Here is a 19,589-nt window from a genome sequence, read left to right on the forward strand (position 1 = left end):
GTGGACGAAAAAAGACCCGGCCCCGTGCTGTGAAGCACGAGAACCGGGTGGTATGGGGCAAGGGTAGCGAGGACGGGTTTTGGGCGCAAGTTGGGCCTAGGTTGGGTGTAGTGCAGGGCAGCTCACCAGCCCGGTGGCTTCCGGAAGGGGCCGGTCGGGTCGGCCAGCTGGTTCGCCAGGAAGTCCTGGCGGCGGAGCCTGCGCCACCAATGCCGTCCGACGCCCTCGTCCCGGTCGCCGCGCAGCGCCGCGGTGGTCGGCTTGACGCTGGGGTTGACGGTCGCGACCGGGACCCGCAGCCGGGTCTGGCGCAGGGGGAAGCTCAGGTCGCTGTCGTTGGACAGGACCATGACCGCGTCGACCTGCCCGGTCAGCACGTCCATCAGCACGTGGCTGGCCACGTTCACGTCCGAGCCCTTCTCCTCGAAGGTCGAGATCCGGGCGAGCAGGTCGGTGGCTCCGCTGGGGCCCGGGACCTCGCGGACGGGAAGCCAGGCCGGCAGGCGTCCGGTTCCGGGAGAGCGGACTCGTCGTGGCGGGTAGCCCGTGCCCTGCTCGACCAGCACCCCGGACTTGGTCCGCGGCACGTACTTGCCCAGCGCCACCGTCAGCGAGGGGTTGGCGTGCCGCAACGCTGCGAGGTAGGTGTGCTGGTCGGCCAGTGAGCTGGGGTCGCCTTCCCGCTCGCGCATGGCCGTGCAGTAGACGACCCGGTCGATCCGCGCTCCCGGCCATACCCACGGGTTGATCAGGCCGGCGGCGAGAGCTGCGATGTCCAGCCACTTCCAGCCGGGTGTCGCCGGGCCGAGCATCTCGCGGCCGCCGTAGTAGACGTTGAACGCGTCGACATAGACGCCGACCCTGACCGCACTCCCTGCCTGATCGATCACCGCTCGACCGTAACCGCGGCCCTTCGCCTCGTTCGGCTGGCGAACACCAGGTGCCGGAGCAGGCCGATGCCCACCAGTACCGCGACCAGCGCGCACACCCCGCTCCAGCCGAGCCGCGCGTACACCGTCGCCCCCGCCCACGACCCCAGCGTGCCCCCGAGGAACGCGCAGGTCATGTAGGCGGTGTTCAGGCGGCTGCGGGCGTCCGGGCGCAGGGCGAAGATGCGGACCTGGTTGGCGACCATGCCGGACTGCATGGCCACGTCCAGCACCAGCGTGCCCAGCACCAGGGCCGCCAGGCCCGTGACGCCGCCGAGGGCGCCCAGGGCGAGGATGGCGGCGGCGGTCAGGGCGGCCAGGAAGCAGGTCAGGTTGACGCGGTCAGGGCCGTGGCGGTCGGTGCGGCGGCCTGCCAGCGGGGTGGCGGCCATGGTGGCGGCGTTGACCAGGGCCAGGGCGCCGACGGCCTGGGCGCCGAGGGCGTAGGCCGGGCCGGTCAGCAGGAGGGCGACGCTGGTCCAGACTGCGGTGAAGGCGCCGAACATGGTGGCCTGGTAGAGGCAGGAGCGGCGCAGGGCGGGCTCGGTGCGGAGCAGGCGGAGGGTGTGCGCGAGCAGGGCGGGGTAGCGCTCGCGGGTGGCCGGGGTGGTGGTGGGCAGGGCCAGGCCCAGGATCAGGGCGAGCAGCAGGGCCAGGGCCGCGGAGAGCAGGTACGGCGCGCGCCAGCCCAGCCATTCGGCCAGGCCGCCGCCCAGCGCTCGGGAGAGCAGCATGCCGCCGATGGAGCCGCTCAGCATCGCGCCGGTGACCGCGCCGCGCTGTTCCGCTGGGACCAGACCGGCCGCCAGTGGCGCCACGATCGGCGCGACCACCGTGGTCAGCCCGACCAGCGCGCTCGCCCCGAACAGCGGGGACAGGCCCTGGGCGCAGCCGGCGGCGAGCAGGCCGAGGCCGGTCAGCACGAGCAGGGTGACCAGCAGCGGGCGGTGTGGTAGGCGGTCGCCGAGCGGGACCAGGAAGAAGATCCCGGCCGCGTAGCCGAGCTGGGCCGCGGTGATCACCAGGGCGGCGGACTCCGGGGAGACGCCGAGGCCGGTGGCCACCAGCGGGCTGACCGCCTGCGGGAAGTAGAGGTTGCCCACGGCCACGCCGCAGGCCAGCGCGAGCAGCAGGACCAGGCGTCGACTCATGCGGCCACCGTCCTGGTCACTGCCCTCGGCGGCAACGGATTTAGCCCTGGGTGCGGTCGTGGTGCACCGAAAGCCTGATGTGACCCACTCGACAGCGCGATCCCCGTAGTTACCAGCGAGTAATAGGCGGTAGAGTGGTGTTACCGGCCGGTAGCAGCGCAGCGGAAGCCGCCACGGGCCGACGTCAGGGGTTCAGCACTGAGTGAGGAGCACGCCGTGGTCGCACCTGCGCCGGCGAAACCCGGCAGCGCCAGCGCGCGCGCCGTTCGGGACGTGGTCTTCGTCGACGGCGTTCGCACGCCGTTCGGCAAGGCCGGTGCCAAGGGCATCTACGCGGAGACCCGCGCCGACGATCTCGTCGTCAAGGTCATCCGGGAACTTCTGCGGCGGCATCCCGAACTGCCACCGGAGCGCGTCGACGAGGTCGCCATCGCCGCGACCACCCAGATCGGCGACCAGGGGCTGACCATCGGGCGGACCGCCGCGCTGCTGGCCGGGCTGCCGAAGTCCGTCCCGGGCTACGCGGTGGACCGGATGTGCGCCGGCGCGATGACCGCGGTGACCACCGTGGCCGGGGGCATCGCCTTCGGCGCCTACGACATCGCCATCGCCGGCGGCGTGGAGCACATGGGCCGCCACCCCATGGGTGAGGGCGTCGACCCGAACCCGCGGTTCCTGGCCGACAAGCTGGTGGACACCTCCGCGCTGGTCATGGGCCAGACCGCGGAGAACCTGCACGACCGGTTCCCGCACCTGACCAAGGAGCGCACCGACGCCTTCGCCGCGGCCTCGCAGGCTCGTTACGACGCCGCGGTCAAGGCGGGCAAGATCGGCCCCGAGTTCGTCACCGTGGCCACCCGCTCCGCGGAGCAGGGCTGGGGCCTGGCCGCCGCGGACGAGCCGCCGCGTCCCGGCACCACGGTCGAGGACCTGGCCAAGCTGAAGACCCCGTTCCGCCCGCACGGCCGGATCACCGCGGGCAACGCGGCCGGTCTCAACGACGGCGCGACCGGATGCATCCTGGCCGAGGAGGAGACCGCGCGCGAACTGGGCCTGCCGATCGGCATGCGCCTGGTCGCCTACTCCTTCGCCGGGGTGGAGCCCGAGGTCATGGGGGTCGGCCCGGTGCCGGCCACCGAGAAGGCGCTCAAGATCGCCGGACTGTCCATTGAGGACATCGGGCTGTTCGAGGTGAACGAGGCGTTCGCGGTGCAGGTGCTGGCCTTCCTGGACCACTTCGGCATCGCCGACGACGACCCCAGGGTGAACCAGTGGGGCGGCGCGATCGCCACCGGTCACCCGCTGGCCTCCTCCGGCGTGCGGCTGATGACCCAGCTGTCCCGCCAGTTCGCCGAGCGCCCCGACGTGCGCTACGGCATCACCACCATGTGCATCGGCATCGGCATGGGCGGCACCGTGATCTGGGAGAACCCCAACTGGACCGGGGAGAGCAAGTGAGCACCTTCACCCTCGACGAAGCCAAGACCCTCTTCCCCGACGAGGTCGTGACCCGCGCGGTCACCCGCCTGCTCCGCGTGCCGGGCCTGGACAAGCCGGTCGCGCTGATCACCCTGGACAACGGGCACGACCACACCCGGCCGTCCACCTTCGGGCCGCAGAGCCTGCTCAGCCTCAACGCCGCCTTCGACGAGGCCTCGGCCGCCGACGTGGCCGCGATCGCGGTCACCGGCAAGCCGTTCATCTTCGCCGTGGGCGCGGACCTGACCGCGGTGGAGAAGGCCACCTCCCGCGAGCAGGCCGTGGCCATCGGGCAACTCGGCCACGACGTGTTCCGTCGCTTCACCGACTCCACCGTGCCGACCTTCGCCTTCGTCAACGGCGCGGCCATGGGCGGCGGCCTTGAGCTGGCGCTGTCCTGCCACTACCGGACCCTGGCGGCCAACGCGGCGGCGCTCGCGCTGCCCGAGGTCTTCCTCGGCCTGTTCCCCGGCTGGGGCGGCACCCAGCTGCTGCCGAACCTGATCGGCGCCAACGACGCGGTCACCGTGATCTTCGAGAACGCGTTGAACCAGAACAAGATGCTCAAGCCCGCGCAGGCCGCCGGGCTGGGCGTGGTGGACGTGGTGCTGGAGTCCGCGGACTACCTGGAGCAGTCGCTGATCTGGCTGACCAAGGTGGTCAACGGCGAGATCACCCCGCCGCGCAAGGAGATCGACCGCGGTGAGGGCTGGGACCAGGCCGTGGCGCGGGCCAAGGCGATCGTGCACGGCAAGACCAAGGGCGCGGCGCCCGGTGCGCTCAAGGCCCTGGAGCTGCTGGAGCTGGCCCGCGAGAACGACCTGACCAAGGGCTACGCGGCCGAGACCCAGGCGCTCGCCGACGTCGTGATGAGCGATGAGCTGCGCGCCGGCCTGTACTCGTTCAACCTGGTGCAGAAGCGGGCCAAGCGCCCGGCAGGCGCGCCGGACCGCTCGCTGGCCCGCGCGGTGACCAAGGTCGGCATCGTCGGCGCGGGCCTGATGGCCAGCCAGATGGCGCTGCTGTTCGCGCGGCGGCTGAAGGTGCCGGTGGTGCTCACCGACATCGACCAGGCCAGGGTGGACAAGGGCGTCGGCTACGTGCACGGCGAGGTCGACAAGCTGCTCGGCAAGAAGCGGATCCCCCCCGACGAGGCGAACCGGCTCAAGGCGCTGGTCTCCGGCTCGCTGGACAAGGCCGCCTTCGCCGACGCGGACTTCGTGATCGAGGCCGTGTTCGAGGAGCTGTCGGTCAAGCAGCAGGTCTTCGCCGAGGTGGAGCAGCACGTCTCCGCCGAGTGCGTGCTGGCCACCAACACCTCCTCGCTGTCCATCACCGAGATGGCGAGCAAGCTGGCCCACCCGGAGCGCGTGGTCGGCTTCCACTTCTTCAACCCGGTCGCGGTCATGCCGCTGCTGGAGATCGTGCGCGCCGAGCAGACCGACGACGCCACCCTGGCCACCGCCTTCGCGGTCGGCAAGGAGCTGAAGAAGTCCAGCGTGCTGGTCAAGGACGCGCCTGCGTTCGTGGTCAACCGGCTGCTCACCCGGTTCATGGGTGAGGTGATCAAGTCCGTGGACGAGGGCACCTCCTTCGAGGTCGCGGACAAGGCCACCGAGCCGCTGGGCCTGCCGATGTCGCCGATGATCCTGTTGCAGCTGGTGGGTTCCGCGGTCGCGCTGCACGTCTCGGAGACCATGCACCACGCCTTCCCGGACCGGTTCTCCGTCAGCGAGAACATGAAGAAGTTCGTGGCCGCCGGCAAGGCCGCGGTGTGGCAGTGGGACGCGCAGGGCAACCAGACCGTCGACCCCGAGGTCACCGCGCTGTGGGAGTTCGGCGACAAGCCGCTCACCGGCGAGGAGGTCAAGGCCAGGGCGCTGGAGGCGCTGGCCGAGGAGATCCGGATCATGCTCGACGAGGGCGTGGTCGCGGAGGCGCAGGACATCGACCTGTGCATGATCCTGGGCGCGGGCTGGCCGTTCTGGCTGGGCGGCATCACGCCGTACCTGGACCGCACCGGCATCTCGGAGAAGGTCACCGGCAAGCGGTTCCTGGCGCCGGGCGTGGCCAGCGTGCCGACCGCCTGAGGTAGCAACGCGAAAGGGGCACCTCCCAGGTTGGGGGTGCCCCTTTTTCGTTGCTCAGTTCCAGGAGCCCGCGGCGACCGCGTTCTTGACGTAGGCGGCGAAGGGCCGGGGCTCGCGGCCCAGCACCCGCTGCACGCCGTCGGAGAGGTGGGCCTCCTTGCCGGCCCGGATCCGCTCGTACAGCCGGGCGATCAGCTCCGCGAACTCCCGCGGCATGCCCAGCCCGACCTGCTGCTCGATGTACTCGGCAGGCTCCACGTCGACCACCCGGATCTCCCGGCCCAGCTCCGCGGCGATGATCTCCAGCGCCTGCGGGAAGGTCAGCGGTTCCGCGCCGGAGAGGTCGTAGATCTGCCCGTCGTGGCCGTCCTGGGTGAACGCGGCGACCGCGACCTCGGCGATGTCCTCGGCGTCGATGAACGGCTCCAGGCCGTCCCCGGTGGCCAGCAGCACCTCACCGGCCCGCACGCTGGGCTCGAAGAAGTCCTCGTCGAAGTTCTGGTGGAACCAGCCCGGCCGCAGGATGGTCCAGGGCACCCCGCTCTCCCGCACCGCGCGCTCGGCGTTGAGGGTGCCCTCCACCTCGAAGGTGTCCACGTCCCGGGCGGAGAGCATCACCAGCTTGCGCACCCCGGCGGCCACGGCCTGGCGCACGAACCGGGGCACCTCATCGTGCTGGTCGCCGGTGGCTTCCAGCGGCACCAGGTACACCGCGTCCACCCCGGCCAGCGCCGGTCCCCAGGTGGACTCGTCCATCCAGTCGAAGCGGGTCTCGCCCGAGCGGGAGGCGGCCCGCACGGTGATGCCACGCTCCCGCAACTGCCGGGCCACCCGCTTGCCGGTCTTGCCCCTGCCCGCCTGCACCAAGATCGTCTGTTCGCTCATGTGACCCAGTCAAACAGCGGAAGTTGAGACGATCTATGGCCGGGAAGCTCGATCGCATGTCCATTCGTCTAAGGTGGCCGTATGGATGCCTTGGCTGACCTGTTGCAGGGGGTGCGGGCGCGCGGTGCGCTGTTCAGCCGGTCGGTGATGAGCCCGCCGTGGGGGCTGGAGTTCCGCAACCCGGCCCGGCTGACCCTGTGCACGATGCTCAGCGACGAGGCGTGGCTGGTCCCGGCCGAGGGCGAGCCGCGGCGGCTGCGCGCCGGGGACGTGGCGCTGGTGCGCGGGCCGCAGGTGTACCGGGTGGCCGACCGGCCGGACACGCCGCCTGGGGTGATCGTGCTGGACGCGGAGCGGTGCGTGCGCCCGGACGGTTCCGACGTCTGCGAGGAGGTGTGCCTGGGCCCGCGCACCTTCGGCGACTCCGCGGACGGTCCCGCGGTGCTGGCCAGCGGCTCCTACCAGGTGGCGGGCGACATCAGCGAGCGGCTGCTCAGCGCGCTGCCGCCGGTGCTGGTGGTGCCGGATGACCAGGGTCCGTGCGACCTGCTCCGGCGGCTGGGCGAGGAGATCGGCACCGACGCGCCCGGTCAGCAGCTGGTGCTGGACCGGCTGCTGGACCTGATGCTGGTGCTGACCCTGCGCTGCTGGTTCGACATGCCCGAGGCCAACCCGCCCGCCTGGTACCGGGCGCTGAGCGATCCGGTGGCCGGGGCGGCGCTGCGAGCCCTGCACGCCAGTCCGGCCCGCGCCTGGACGGTGGCCGCGCTGGCCGCCGAGGTCGGGGTGTCCAGGGCGACGCTGGCCCGCCGGTTCACCGAACTGGTGGGCGAGCCGCCGCTGACCTACCTGACCGGCTGGCGGATGGCGCTGGCCGCGGACCTGCTGCGGGATCCGGACGAGACGGTGGCCAGGGTGGCCAAGCGGGTCGGGTACGCGGACGGGTTCGCCTTCAGCTCGGCGTTCAAGCGCACCCGAGGGGTCAGCCCGTCGGTGCACCGGGTCGCCGGGTAATCGTTTCCACGGAGTCCACCAGCCGGTCATCTCGGCGATCTAGGGTCGCCCGGTCAACCGGGAGGTCAGTGATGGGTCAGGTGGGCCGGCGCGGGTTCCTGCGCGGGGTGGGCGCGGCCGCGGTGGCGGCGCCGCTGGCCGGCGCGGGCACGGCGAGCGCGGACATCGACGTGGACGTGCGGCTGGATCTTGGGCTGCCCCGGCTGCCGGGCCTGCCGCGCTGGCTGGTGGGCGACCACCACGTGCACACCCAGTACTCCAACGACGCGATGTACACCATCGACCAGGTGGTGGCCGGGGCGCAGCGGCACGGCGCGGAGTGGCTGGTGTTCTCCGACCACGGCCACGTCGCGCACGAGGCGCACTCGGTGGAGCCGGCGCACGCCGACATCGTGGCCGCCCGGCGCAGGCATCCGCACCTGCTGCTGTGGCAGGGCCTGGAGTGGAACATGCCGGCGGCCGAGCACGCCACGGTGTTCCTGCCGCCGAGCCGGGACGAGGCCGCGCTGCTGCGCGAGTTCGAGCGCACCTTCGACTCCCGGCTGACCGGCACGGGCGCGAGCACTCCGGCGAACGAGGCCAAGGCGCTGGAGGCGCTGCGCTGGCTGGCCAGGCGCGGCGGGCTGGTGGTGGTGAACCACCCGTCCCGCAACGGGCGGATCGCCCCGGCGGAGCTGCGCAACTGGCACGACGCCGCGCCCGGTGTGGTGATCGGCATGGAGGGCGCGCCCGGCGCGCAGGGCGACGGCTACCCCAAGCCGGACGGCAGCGGCGGCCACCGCGGCGGCTACGGCAACTCCCCCGGCGGTGACTCCTGGCCCGGTTTCCCGGCCGAGGCCTACCGGACCTTCGGCGGCTTCGACTGGATGACCGCGACCCTGGGCGGCATGTGGGACGCGCTGCTGGCCGAGGGCCGGAACTGGTGGGTGACCAGCAACTCCGACAGCCACTTCAACTTCCGCGACACCATCGTCCGCCAGCCGGAGGCCCCCGACCTCTACGACCGGGCGGGCAAGCACCTGGACCCGCTGCCCGGCGGCCCGGTGCAGACCCAGCCGCCGTACTGCGACTTCTACCCCGGCGAGTTCAGCCGCACCGTGGTCGGCGCCACCGACCGCGGCTACCGGGGAGTGATGGACGGCCTGCGCGCCGGGCGCAGCTTCGTCAGCCACGGCGGGCTGGTGCAGCGCCTGGAGACGCACGTCTTCGCCGAGGACCGGCTGTCCTGGCCGGTGGGCCTCGGCGGGCGGCTGCGGGTCCGGCGGGGCACGGACGTCACGGTGGTGGTGCTGGCCCAGCTGGCCGCCCGGCCGCACTCCGGCGGCGAGCTGCCCCGGCTGGCCAGGCTGGATCTGGTGCACGGCGCGGTCACCGGCCCCGCGACGGACCGGCAGGGCTTCCGGGCAGCCGAGGTCGCGGTGGCCCGCTCGTACGAGCCGAGGTTCCGGGCCGGGCGGACGGTCGGGTTCCGGCACACCTTCCGGAACGTGCGGGAGTCGTTCTACGTGCGGGCGCGCGGCACGGACGGGCGGCGGCACGCGCCGGGCGGGATCGAGCCGATCGCGGACGTGCGCGGCGCGGCCGACCCGTGGCAGGACCTGTGGTGCTACGCGAACCCGGTGTTCGTGGACGTGCGCTGAGCTCGCTTCAGTCGCAGCGCGCGGCCACGGCGTCGATGAACCGGGCGCGGCGGGCCGAACCCATGTGCGAGGTGCCTGCCCTGACCTCGGGCGAGTCCGGGTCCAGGTACGGGGTGCGCGGCACCGCGCCGAGCAGCACCACGACCAGCCCGCGGGCCGGGTCGACGTGCAGCCACTGCCCGTAGCTGCCCAGCGCCTGGTACGCGCCATCGGCCTTGAGCCACCACAGGTAGCCGTACCCCGCGTACTCCGCCATCGGCGGGCTGGACGCGCCGCGCACGCCGCTGAAGTCGAAGGCGAAGGCGGGCGCCCGGGGGCTGGTGGCCTGCACGACCCAGCCTTCCGGGACGACCCGGCTGCCGTCGGCCGCGACGCCGTCGTTGAGCATGAGCAGGCCCCAGCGCGCGTAGTCGCGCAGGCTTGCGCCGCAGCAGCTGCCGACCACCTCCTGGCCGTCGTCGCCGTCCAGCATGAAGAAGCCGTGCTGCTCCATGCCCATCGGCCGCCACACCTTCGCCGAGCAGTACTCCGCCACCGTCTTCCCGGTGACCTTGGTGAGGATCAGGCCGAGCAGGAAGGTGTCGCCGGTGTTGTAGTAGAAGGAGGTGCCGGGCTCGGCCGCGCGTGGCCGCGTCTTGAGGTACTCCTGGATGGCGCCGACCCTGCGCGCGCCGATCACCTTGATGTAGTGCTCGGCGACATCGCTGTGCAGGTCGTCGGTGTTCTCCGTCCACTCGATCCCCGAGGACATGGTCAGCAGGTGCTCGATGGTCACCTGCTCGTAGGCCGTGCCCGCGAAGTCCGGCAGGTGATCGGTGACCAGGTCGGCGCGGGAGAGCAGCCCGTCGTGCTCCGCGGCCGCGATGAGGATCGAGGTCAGCGATTTCACCATCGACGAGGACTGCCAGCGGCCTGAGGGCGTCAGTCCCTTCGCGTACCGCTCCAGCCTGATCGCGCCGTCCTGGACGACGAGCAGACCGCTGAGGTGCTCGTCCCGCATCAGCGACTCGACGTCGCCGCGTTCGCCGTAGGCCTCGAAGGCGACCTCGGTGATCGGTTCCCCGACCGGCAGTGGCGATGCCGTCGGGGCCTTCTCGATCGTCCGGGTCGCGAAGATCCGGTCCCAGTTCGCGAAGCCCTCGGCCTGGATGTTGGGGGACCACAGCAGGAAGTCACCGGCCAGCAGCCGGGCCAGGAACCGCTCGTCGGTCTCCGGATTCGTCGCGCTCATGGGCCCTCCACTCGGTGATGACGGCGGCGATGACCTCGGCCAGCGCCACCGGTTGGTCCCTGGCCACGAGGTGTCCGGCACCGCGGACCCGGGTCACCGCGGCGTGCGGGACCAAGCGCCGCAACCGCTCGGCGTCCTCGTCGGTCACGGGCGACCCCCGGTCGCCGCGCACGAGCAGGACGGGCAGGTCGAGCTCCGCGGTGACCTGCCGCAGCCGGGGCCCCTGGGCCAGGACGTCCTCGACGATCTCGGCGTGGGTTTCAGGCAGGCCGGCCGCGGCGAGGAAACGGCGGACCCCGTGCGGCTCGGGATCGGGCACGACGTCCACCAGCACGAGTCCCGCCACTCGCGCCCGCACCCCCGGATCGGCCAGGGCCGCGATGGCCGCGAGCCCGCCCAGCGACGCGCCGACGACCACACATCCGGGCGGCTCGGCACGCAGCATGGCGACGACGTCCGCCGCGCAGTGGGCCAGCGTCCGCAGCGGGCCGCCACTGTCGCCGTGACCCCGCTGGTCGAAGGCCACACACCGGAACCCCGCCCCGGCCAGGACCTTGATCACCGGCTGCCACACGCGGCGACGTTCCCCACCGGCGTGCAGCAGCAGGACGGTCGGCCCGGCACCGGTCTCCTCCCCGCGCAGGACCACGTCCGGACGAACCAGGGAGATCATGGCGGCGACCGTCCTTACCTTGTGGCGTCAAGGTAGGACCGTAGGAGCGCTGCCTTGAGCTGTCAAGGTAAGGTCGTGGGGTGACACGTTCGCGGGTGCGCCGCTCTCCCGAGGAGGCGCGGCGGCTGATCCTGGACGCGGCCGAGAAGCTGCTGGCCGAGGGCGGGGTGGCCGCGATCCAGGTCAGGGCCATCGCCGCCGCGGTCGGCATGACCGACGCGGGGGTCAGCCACCACTTCGGCACCCGGGACCGCCTGTTGGAAGCGCTGCTGCGGCACGGCGGCCGGAAGATCCGGGCCGGGGTGGCCGAGGTGCTGGACTCCTGGCTCGGCCGTGGCGCCGAACTTGGTGAGCTGGTCGACGCCTTGGCGGTGCTCTACCGCCGGGGCTACGGCGAACTGGCCGTGGCGCTGCACGCCGCGGGCTGGCGGGACGAGCGAGCGGGGATGCTCGACCCGGTCGTCGACGCGCTGCACGCGCTGCGCCCCGACGCCGCTGACGTGCCGGTCGAGGACACCCGGCTCGCCGTCGCCGCGCTGCACCAGGCCCTGGCCACCGAGCCCCTGTACGGCCCGGCCTTCCGCCGCAGCGCCGGGCTCACCGGACGGGCGGCCAGCAGCCCTGAACCACAGCTCCGCTGGTGGACCAGCCACCTCAGCCGAGCTCTGGGTCTCCGGGTCTAGGGGGCGATCGGGAGGGTCACCGTGACGTCCAGGCCGCCGCCGGGCACCGGTTCCGCGCTGACCTCTCCCCCGTGCGCGCCGACCACCGATCGCACGATGGACAGGCCAAGCCCGGCCCCGCGGTGGGCGGTGCGGTCGGTGCCGCCGCGGCGGAACGGCTCGAACAGCTCGGCCACCCGTTCCACCGAGATCTGGCCGCCGGAGGAGACCACGCGCAGGGTGGCGCGCTTGGCGTCGGCCTCGGTGCGCACGGTGATCCAGCCGCCGTCCACGTTGTGCCGCACCGCGTTCTCCAGCAGGTTCCCGGCCAGGCGTTCCAGCAGCACCGGGTCGCCGACGGCTTGCACGGCCGGGGTGTGGAACTCGGTGCGCAGGCCGCGTTCCTCCGCGGCGGCGCGGGCCGCGGACCAGGCGCTGCGGACCAGGGCGGACAGGTCGACGGACTCGCGGGCGGACAGGCCGACGGCGTCGGTGCGGGCGAGCAGCAGCAGGGCCTCGACCAGGTGTTCGGCGCGCTGGGTTGCGGTGCGCACCACGCCTGCCATCCGGCGCAGCTCGGCGGCGTCGGCGTCCGGGTCGGCCAGGGTGACGTCGAGCTCGGTGCGCACCACGGCCAGCGGGGTGCGCAGCTCGTGGCTGGCATTGGCCACGAACCGGCGCTGGGACTCGAAGGCGGCCTGCAGCCGGTCCAGCATGGCGTCGAAGGTGTCGGCCAGCTCGGCCACCTCGTCCCGTGGCCCGCGCAGTGCGATCCGCTCGTCCAGGGACTCCACGGACAGCCGGTGCGCGGTGTGGGTGACCTCGTGCAGCGGCCGCAGCACCCGGCCGGTCAGCGTCCAGGCCAGGATCGCGGTGGCCAGCACCATGCAGACGAAGGCGATCGCGCCGGAGTTGAGCACCACCTCGCGCGCGTTCTCCTTGAGGATCTGGTGCACCTGGGAGGGCGGCAGCTCCTGGCCGAGCACCTTGATCCTGGTGTCCGGCGGGAACACCGGGTACTGGTCGACCACACCGCCGACCAGCATCCAGCCGAGCCAGAGCAGCAGCAGGCTGACCGCCGCCACCAGGCCGGTCGCCAGCAGGGTCAGCCGTACCCGCAGGCCGGGTCCGCGGCGACGCCGCAGGGCACCGGGGTCGGCGGTCAGCGGGTGCTCAGGAATCAGCGGGCTCCGCTCCGGCGTTGACCGGCACCCGGTAGCCGGAGCCGACCACGGTCTCGATGATGCCCGGCTCGCCGAGCTTCTTGCGCAGGGTCATCACGGTGACCCGCACGGTGGTGGTGAACGGGTCGGCGTTCTCGTCCCACACCCGTTCCAGCAGCTCCTCGCTGCTCACCACGGCGCCGCCGGCGGCCAGCAGCACCTCCAGCACGCCGAACTCCTTGCGGGTCAGCTCCACCGGCTGACCGGCCCGCAGCACGCTGCGCCGGGCCGGGTTGAGCACCACGTCGGCCACGGTGAGCACCGGCGGCATGGCCGGGGTGGCCCGCCTGCCCAGCGCCCGCACCCTGGCCACCAGCTCGGGGAAGGCGAACGGCTTGGCCAGGTAGTCATCGGCGCCCAGCGACAGCCCGGAGACCCGGTCCTGCACGGTGCCGCTGGCGGTCAGCATGATCACCCGGGTGAGCGCGCCGGAGTCCACGATCTGCCTGCACAGCTCGTCACCGGACATGCCGGGCAGGTCCCGGTCCAGCACCACCACGTCGTACCGGGTCACCGAGGACTTCTCGTGCCCCGACTCGCCGTCGTAGGCCACGTCGACGGCCATACCTTCCCGTCGCAGCCCCCTGGCGATCGCGTCGGCCAGTGGCTGTTCGTCCTCCACAATCAGGATCCGCACGTCACCACGATGCCACGCCGCGCGCAGGGCCGTGGACGCGCGGGGCTGTCGAGACCCTGTCGATGAGCTGAGCGTTCGCTGAGCACGCCACCGGCCCGCCCCCATCGTGGGAGGGCGGGCCGGTGGCGGCGGTGCGGCGACTCTCAGCTCTGCGGGCGCTTGCGCGACCGGCTGGCCGGAGTCTTGTCCACAGTGGACTCCTTGGCGGCGGGCGCCTCGGTCTCCTCGGCGTCCTCGCCGAGGTACTCCGCGGTCCACTCGGTCACCCGGCGGGCCACGTCCTGGGCGGTGAGTCCCAGTTCGGCCAGCACCTCGGCGCGCGAGGCGTGGTCCAGGAAGCGCTGCGGGATGGCCAGGTCGCGCAGCGGGACGTCCAGGTTGGCATCGCGCAGCGCGGCCGACATCGCCCAGCCGAAGCCGCCGTGGCGGCCCGCGTCCTCGACGGTGACCACGAGGCGGTGCTCGGCGGCCATGCCGACCAGCTCGGTGGGAACGGGAACAACCCACCGCGGGTCCACCACGGTCACGCCGACACCCTGGTCGGAGAGCCGCTGCGCCGCCTCCAGGGCCAGCTGCGCGAAGCAGCCGACCGCGACCAGCAGCACGTCCTTGCCCTCGCCCTCGGCCGGGCGGCGCAGCACGTCGACCACGCCGATGCGCTCCAGCGCGGGGATCTCCTCGATCACCGCGCCCTTGCCGTAGCGGATCGCGGACGGGCCGTCGTCGATGGCCACCGACTCGCGCAGCTCCTCGCGCAGGGTGTTGGCATCGCGCGGCACCGCGACCCGCATGCCCGGCACGATGCCGAGGATGGACAGGTCCCACATGCCGTTGTGGCTGGCGCCGTCGTCACCGGTGACGCCGGAGCGGTCCAGCACGATGGACACCGGCTGCTTGTGCAGCGCGACCTCCATCAGCAGCTGGTCGAAGGCCCGGTTGAGGAAGGTCGAGTAGACCGCGAACACCGGCTTCATGCCGCCCATGGCCAGGCCGGCCGCGGCGGTCATCGCGTGCTGCTCGGCGATGCCCACGTCCAGGCAGCGGCCGGGGTACGCCTCGGAGAACTTGGCCAGACCGGTCGGGCCGAGCATCGCGGCGGTGATGGTCACCACGTCCTCGCGCTCCGCGCCGATCTTGACGATCTCGTCGGCGAAGACGCCGGTCCAGTCGGCGGCCTTCTTCTTGGTGGCCTTGCCGGTGACCGGGTCGATCACGCCGATGGCGTGCATGACGTCGGCCACGTGGTTCTCCGCGGGGGCGTAGCCGCGGCCCTTCTGGGTGACCGCGTGCACGATGACCGGGCCGCCGAAGGCCTTGGCCCGCTCCAGCGCGGCCTCGAAGGCCTGCTGGTCGTGCCCGTCCACCGGCCCGAAGTACTTCAGGCCCAGGTCCTCGAACATCACCTGCGGGCTCAGCGCGTCCTTGATGCCGCGCTTGGCCGCGTGCAGGGCCGCGTAGAGCGGCTTGCCGACGACCGGGGTGCTCTGCAGGGTCCGCTTGCCGCTTTCCAGCGCGCGCTCGTACCCGGGCCGCAGCCGCAGGGAGGCGAGGTGGTCGGCCAGGCCGCCGATGGTCGGCGAGTAGGACCGGCCGTTGTCGTTGACCACGATGACCAGCGGCCGGGACTTGTCGCCTGCGATGTTGTTGAGCGCTTCCCAGCACATACCGCCGGTGAGCGCGCCGTCACCGACCACGGCGACCACGTGCCGCCGCTTGCCGGAGAGCTTGAACGCGGTGGCCAGGCCGTCGGCGTAGGACAGCGCGGTCGAGGCGTGGCTGGACTCGACGAGGTCATGCTCGCTCTCGCTCCGGCTCGGGTAGCCGGAGAGCCCGCCGCGCTGACGCAGCTTGTCGAAGCCGTCGAGGCGGCCGGTGACCATCTTGTGCACGTAGGACTGGTGGCCGGTGTCGAACAGCACGGCGTCGTGCGGGGAGTCGAAGACCCGGTGGATCGCGAGGGTGATCTCGACCACGCCCAGGTTGGGACCGAGGTGCCCGCCGGTGCGGGAGACCTTGTCCACCAGGAACGCACGGATCTCCGCCGCCAGCAGCGCCAGCTCCTCCTGGCTCATGCGTTTCAGATCCGCCGGGCTACGCACGGATTCGAGTAGTTGCACCTAACACCCCTCGTTACGCTGTAGCTCGCCTGTCATCCCGCTCCACAACGGGAAACGCCGCCGGGGTCGGCGGCTGTCGGCCAGTCTACGGAGACCGGCGGAGTGGTCACTCCCGGAAAGGCCGCCGGGGGCACTCCTGCCGGGTCCTAAAACTTCCGGCCCCTGCTTCAGACCCATGCCGAACGTCCACCCGCCACTCGAACGGGTGGACGTCGTCCAGGCTACTGGTCTTGTCTGGGGAACTTCCGGCTAAGCGCTGACCGCGATACCGGGCAGGGCCTTGATCTCGCCCATGAACGCCGGGGTGAGCTTGATCGGGTAGTCGTCCACCGCCATCATCACGGCCTCGCGCCGGAACATCAGCTTGAGGTGCACCGGGGTGTCGCCCTTGTGCATGGACAGCGTCCGCTTGAGCTCCAGCAGGACTTCCTCGTTCAGCTTCTCCGGGTTGCAGGCCAGCACGAACGGCGGGTCCATGCCCGGGTTGTTCTCCGCGTCGGCGATGTCCAGCGGGATCACCCCGCCGCCGAAGATGGACATCTTGTCCTCGCGCCAGTTCACCCTGCCCTTGATCGCCACCGCGGCGTCCTCGACCAGGTCGGCGGAGAGCACGCTGTAGCTCTTCGGGAAGAACAGCACCTCGATGGAGGCGTCCAGGTCCTCCACCGTGGCGATGGCCCACGGCTCGCCGTTCTTGTTCACCCGCCGCTCCAGACCGGAGATCATCCCGGCGATGACCACCTCGCCCTCCCTTGGCGGGTCGTTGAGCAGCTCGGCGATGGTCTTCTGCGCATTCTTGCGCAGGATCCGCTCGGCGCCGTCCAGCGGGTGCGCGGAGACGTAGAGGCCGAGCATCTCCCGCTCGAAGCCGAGCATCTGCTTGCGCGGCCACTCCTCGGCGCCGAACTTCAGGTGCGCCAGCGGGGAGGAGTCCTCGCCGGCCTCGCTGTCGTCACCGCCGCCGAAGAGGTCGAACTGGCCCATCGCCTCCTGGCGCTTGAGGCCGACCACGGCGTCCACGGCTTCCTCGTGCACCTGCATGAGGGCCAGCCGGGTGCTGCCGAAGGAGTCGAACGCGCCCGCCTTGATCAGCGACTCGATGACCCGCTTGTTGCAGCAGACCAGCTCGGACTTGTCCAGGAAGTCGGTGAAGGAGCTGTACTTCCCCTTCTTCTCCCTGGTCGTGATGATCGACTCGACCACGTTGGCGCCGACGTTGCGGATCGCGCCGAGGCCGAAGCGGATGTCGGTGCCGACCGCGGAGAAGCGCAGCGCGGACTCGTTGACATCCGGCGGCAGCACCTTGATGCCCAGGCGGCGGCACTCGGAGAGGTAGACCGCGGACTTGTCCTTGTTGTCACCGACCGAGGTGAGCAGCGCGGCCATGTACTCGGCGCGGTAGTTCGCCTTGAGGTAGGCGGTCCAGTAGGAGACCAGGCCATAGGCGGCCGCGTGCGACTTGTTGAACGCGTAGCCGGCGAACGGGAGAATCGTGTCCCAGAGCGCCTTGACCGCCTCGTCGGAGAAGCCGTTGGCCTGCATTCCGGCGTGGAAGCCCTCGAACTCCTTTTCCAGGACCTCCTGCTTCTTCTTGCCCATCGCCTTGCGCAGCACGTCCGCGCGGCCCATCGAATAGCCGGCCACCTTCTGCGCGATGAACATGATCTGCTCTTGGTAGACGATCAGGCCGTAGGTCTCGGAGAGGATCTCCCGCAGCGGTTCCTCCAGCTCCGGGTGGATCGGCTTGACCTCTTGCCGCTTGTTCTTGCGGTCGGCGTAGTCGTTGTGCGCGTTCATGCCCATCGGGCCGGGGCGGTACAGCGCGCCGACCGCGACGATGTCCTCGAAGGCGTTGGGCTGCATGCGGCGCAGCAGGTCGCGCATGGGGCCGCCGTCGAGCTGGAACACGCCGAGGGTGTCGCCGCGGCTGAGCAGCTCGTAGGTGGTCTTGTCGTCGAGGGCCAGGGTGTCCAGGTCGATGTCCTGGCCGCGGTTGGCCTTGACGTTGTCGATGGCATCGCCCATGACGGTGAGGTTGCGCAGGCCGAGGAAGTCCATCTTCAGCAGGCCGAGGTTCTCACACGACGGGTAGTCCCAGCCGGTGATGATCGAGCCGTCGTCGCGCCGCCACAGCGGGATGGACTCGATCAGCGGCTCGGAGGACATGATCACCGCGCAGGCGTGCACACCGGCGTTGCGGATCAGGCCCTCCAGGCCGCGCGCGGTCTCGAAGATCTTGGCCACGTCCTGGTCGTTCTCGATCAGGGTGCGGACCTCGGCGGCCTCGCCGTAGCGCTCGTGCTTGGGGTTGACGATGCCGGAGAGCGGGATGTCCTTGGCCATGATCGGCGGCGGCAGCGCCTTGGAGATCTTGTCCGCGATGGCGAACCCGGGCTGCCCGTAGTGCACGCGCGCGGAGTCCTTGATGGCCGCCTTCGTCTTGATGGTGCCGAAGGTGATCACCTGGGCGACCCGGTCGCTGCCCCACTTCTCGGTGGCGTAGCGCACCATCTCGCCGCGCCTGCGGTCGTCGAAGTCGATGTCGATATCGGGCATGGCGGTGCGCTCGGGGTTGAGGAACCGCTCGAACAGCAGGCCGTGCGGGATCGGGTCGATGTTGGTGATGCCCAGCGCGTAGGCCACCAGCGCGCCCGCGGCCGAGCCACGGCCGGGCCCGACCCGGATGCCCACCGACTTGGCGTAGGAGACCAGGTCGCCGACCACCAGGAAGTAGGCCGGGAACCCCTTGCCCGCGATCACGTTCAGCTCGAACTCGGCCCGCTCCACGTAGCCGTCCGGGATGCCCTCCGGGAAGCGGCGGTGCAGCCCCTCCATGACCTGTTTGAAGAGGAAGGACTCCTGGGTCTCGCCCTCGGGCACCGGGAAGACCGGCATCCGGTCCCGGTGCGCCCACACGTCGTCGTAGGACTCGACCATCTCCGCGATCAGCAGCGTGTTGTCACAGGCGCCCTCGACCTGGCCGTCCCACAACTCGCGCATCTCCGCGGCCGACTTCAGGTAGTAGCCGTCGCCGTCGAACTTGAACCGGTTCGGGTCCGACAGCATCTTGCCGGACTGCACGCACAGCAACGCGGAGTGCGCGTCGGCCTGGTCCTTGGTGACGTAGTGGCTGTCGTTGGTGGCCAGCGGCGGGATGTTGAGCTTCTTGCCGATCTCCAGCAGCCCCTCGCGCACCCGCCGCTCGATGGACAGCCCGTGGTCCATCAGCTCGAGGAAGAAGTTCTCCGCGCCGAAGATGTCCCGGTAGTCCGCCGCCGCCTGGATCGCCTCGGCCTCGTGCCCCAGCCGCAACCGGGTCTGCACCTCGCCGGAGGGGCAGCCGGTGGTGGCGATGATCCCCTCGGCGTTCTCCGCGATGATCTCCCGGTCCATCCGGGGCTTGTAGTAGTAGCCCTCCATGGACGCCTGGCTGGACAGCCGGAACAGGTTGCGCACCCCGGTGGAGTTCTTGGCCACCATGGTCATGTGCGTGTAGGCGCCGGCGCCGGAGATGTCGTCACCGCGCTGGCCGGGATCGCCCCAGAACACCGGCTTCTTGTGGAACCGGCTGGTCGGCGCGATGTAGGCCTCGATGCCGATGATCGGCTTGATGCCGTGCTTCTTGGCCTGCTGGTAGAACTCGTCGCCGCCGTACATGTTGCCGTGGTCGGTCATGCCCACCGCGGGCATCTCCAACCGCGCCGCCTCCGCGAACAACGGAGCGATCTTGGCCGCCCCGTCGAGCATGGAGTACTCGGTGTGCACATGCAGGTGGACGAATGAGTCGCCAGACACCGGCCAGGACCTCCCCGGACTACAAGATCATCGACGGGGTGCGCCCCGCCGGACTGCGATCCC

14 protein-coding genes are annotated in these 19,589 nt (G+C 71.3%); 5 read left to right on the forward strand and 9 right to left on the reverse strand.

Annotated features, from left to right (window positions below):
* Positions 1-122: 122 nt before the first annotated feature.
* Together M8C13_RS03935 and M8C13_RS03940 are read right to left on the reverse strand one after the other, a co-directional pair.
* Positions 123-890 (reverse strand): NYN domain-containing protein, encoded by a 768-nt coding sequence (locus M8C13_RS03935; RefSeq protein ID WP_252479059.1) that lies wholly within the window; start codon positions 888-890, stop codon positions 123-125.
* Entirely contained in the window at positions 887-2,080 is a 1,194-nt protein-coding gene (locus M8C13_RS03940) for an MFS transporter (RefSeq protein WP_252479060.1), read from the reverse strand. The genes M8C13_RS03935 and M8C13_RS03940 overlap by 4 nt, the downstream gene beginning before the upstream one ends.
* Positions 2,081-2,296: 216 nt before the next feature.
* Between M8C13_RS03940 and M8C13_RS03945 the strand changes: the two genes are divergently transcribed.
* Both M8C13_RS03945 and M8C13_RS03950 read left to right on the forward strand, forming a co-directional pair.
* Positions 2,297-3,538 carry a thiolase family protein gene (locus M8C13_RS03945; protein WP_252479061.1) on the forward strand — a complete coding sequence of 414 codons (1,242 nt, stop codon included), beginning with the start codon at positions 2,297-2,299 and terminating at the stop codon, positions 3,536-3,538.
* Positions 3,535-5,649: a 3-hydroxyacyl-CoA dehydrogenase NAD-binding domain-containing protein gene (locus M8C13_RS03950; protein ID WP_252479062.1), complete on the forward strand. Its 2,115-nt coding sequence runs from the start codon at positions 3,535-3,537 to the stop codon at positions 5,647-5,649. Before M8C13_RS03945 ends, M8C13_RS03950 begins: the two co-directional genes overlap by 4 nt.
* Positions 5,650-5,703: 54 nt before the next feature.
* On the opposite strand, the gene M8C13_RS03955 is transcribed toward M8C13_RS03950, so the two are convergent.
* Complete coding sequence (locus tag M8C13_RS03955; RefSeq protein WP_252479063.1) at positions 5,704-6,534, reverse strand: NAD(P)H-binding protein; 831 nt, start codon at positions 6,532-6,534, stop codon at positions 5,704-5,706.
* An 81-nt stretch (positions 6,535-6,615) separates the two neighbouring features.
* On the opposite strand from M8C13_RS03955, the gene M8C13_RS03960 reads away from it, so the two are divergent.
* A complete protein-coding gene (locus tag M8C13_RS03960) occupies positions 6,616-7,548 on the forward strand; it encodes an AraC family transcriptional regulator (RefSeq protein WP_252479064.1) in 933 nt (310 codons plus the stop codon).
* 71 nt (positions 7,549-7,619) lie between these two features.
* Entirely contained in the window at positions 7,620-9,188 is a 1,569-nt protein-coding gene (locus tag M8C13_RS03965; protein ID WP_252479065.1) for a PHP domain-containing protein, read from the forward strand.
* Between the two features lie 7 nt (positions 9,189-9,195).
* On the opposite strand, the gene M8C13_RS03970 is transcribed toward M8C13_RS03965, so the two are convergent.
* Positions 9,196-10,419, reverse strand: coding sequence for a serine hydrolase (locus M8C13_RS03970; RefSeq protein ID WP_252479066.1), 1,224 nt, complete (start codon positions 10,417-10,419; stop codon positions 9,196-9,198).
* Positions 10,361-11,092 carry an alpha/beta fold hydrolase gene (locus M8C13_RS03975; RefSeq protein WP_252479067.1) on the reverse strand — a complete coding sequence of 244 codons (732 nt, stop codon included), beginning with the start codon at positions 11,090-11,092 and terminating at the stop codon, positions 10,361-10,363. The genes M8C13_RS03970 and M8C13_RS03975 overlap by 59 nt, the downstream gene beginning before the upstream one ends.
* A gap of 80 nt (positions 11,093-11,172) precedes the next feature.
* Between M8C13_RS03975 and M8C13_RS03980 the strand changes: the two genes are divergently transcribed.
* Positions 11,173-11,775, forward strand: a complete 603-nt coding sequence (locus M8C13_RS03980) for a TetR/AcrR family transcriptional regulator (protein ID WP_252479068.1) — start codon at positions 11,173-11,175, stop codon at positions 11,773-11,775.
* Here M8C13_RS03980 and M8C13_RS03985 read toward each other — a convergent pair.
* From M8C13_RS03985 to dnaE, 4 genes are all read right to left on the reverse strand, one after another.
* Positions 11,772-12,839 carry a HAMP domain-containing sensor histidine kinase gene (locus M8C13_RS03985; protein WP_252479069.1) on the reverse strand — a complete coding sequence of 356 codons (1,068 nt, stop codon included), beginning with the start codon at positions 12,837-12,839 and terminating at the stop codon, positions 11,772-11,774. The two genes, M8C13_RS03980 and M8C13_RS03985, sit on opposite strands and share 4 nt — an antisense overlap.
* 88 nt (positions 12,840-12,927) lie before the next feature.
* Positions 12,928-13,614 carry a response regulator transcription factor gene (locus M8C13_RS03990; RefSeq protein WP_252479070.1) on the reverse strand — a complete coding sequence of 229 codons (687 nt, stop codon included), beginning with the start codon at positions 13,612-13,614 and terminating at the stop codon, positions 12,928-12,930.
* Between the two features lie 143 nt (positions 13,615-13,757).
* On the reverse strand, positions 13,758-15,731 hold the full coding sequence (gene dxs, locus M8C13_RS03995; protein WP_252479071.1) for a 1-deoxy-D-xylulose-5-phosphate synthase: 1,974 nt from the start codon (positions 15,729-15,731) through the stop codon (positions 13,758-13,760).
* A 249-nt stretch (positions 15,732-15,980) separates the two neighbouring features.
* Positions 15,981-19,526 carry a DNA polymerase III subunit alpha gene (gene dnaE / locus M8C13_RS04000; protein WP_252479072.1) on the reverse strand — a complete coding sequence of 1,182 codons (3,546 nt, stop codon included), beginning with the start codon at positions 19,524-19,526 and terminating at the stop codon, positions 15,981-15,983.
* Positions 19,527-19,589 lie beyond the last annotated feature (63 nt).

The sequence above is a fragment of the Crossiella sp. SN42 genome (genome assembly GCF_023897065.1).
GTDB lineage: Bacteria > Actinomycetota > Actinomycetes > Mycobacteriales > Pseudonocardiaceae > Crossiella.

Excerpts from the sequence above, each read along its gene's own strand:
- M8C13_RS03975 (WP_252479067.1), bottom strand. The coding sequence starts at position 11,092 with ATGATCTCCCTGGTTCGTCCGGACGTGGTCCTGCGCGGGGAGGAGACC.
- M8C13_RS03970 (WP_252479066.1), bottom strand. The coding sequence starts at position 10,419 with ATGAGCGCGACGAATCCGGAGACCGACGAGCGGTTCCTGGCCCGGCTG.
- M8C13_RS03955 (WP_252479063.1), bottom strand. The coding sequence starts at position 6,534 with ATGAGCGAACAGACGATCTTGGTGCAGGCGGGCAGGGGCAAGACCGGC.
- M8C13_RS03960 (WP_252479064.1), top strand. The coding sequence starts at position 6,616 with ATGGATGCCTTGGCTGACCTGTTGCAGGGGGTGCGGGCGCGCGGTGCG.
- M8C13_RS03940 (WP_252479060.1), bottom strand. The coding sequence starts at position 2,080 with ATGAGTCGACGCCTGGTCCTGCTGCTCGCGCTGGCCTGCGGCGTGGCC.
- M8C13_RS03965 (WP_252479065.1), top strand. The coding sequence starts at position 7,620 with ATGGGTCAGGTGGGCCGGCGCGGGTTCCTGCGCGGGGTGGGCGCGGCC.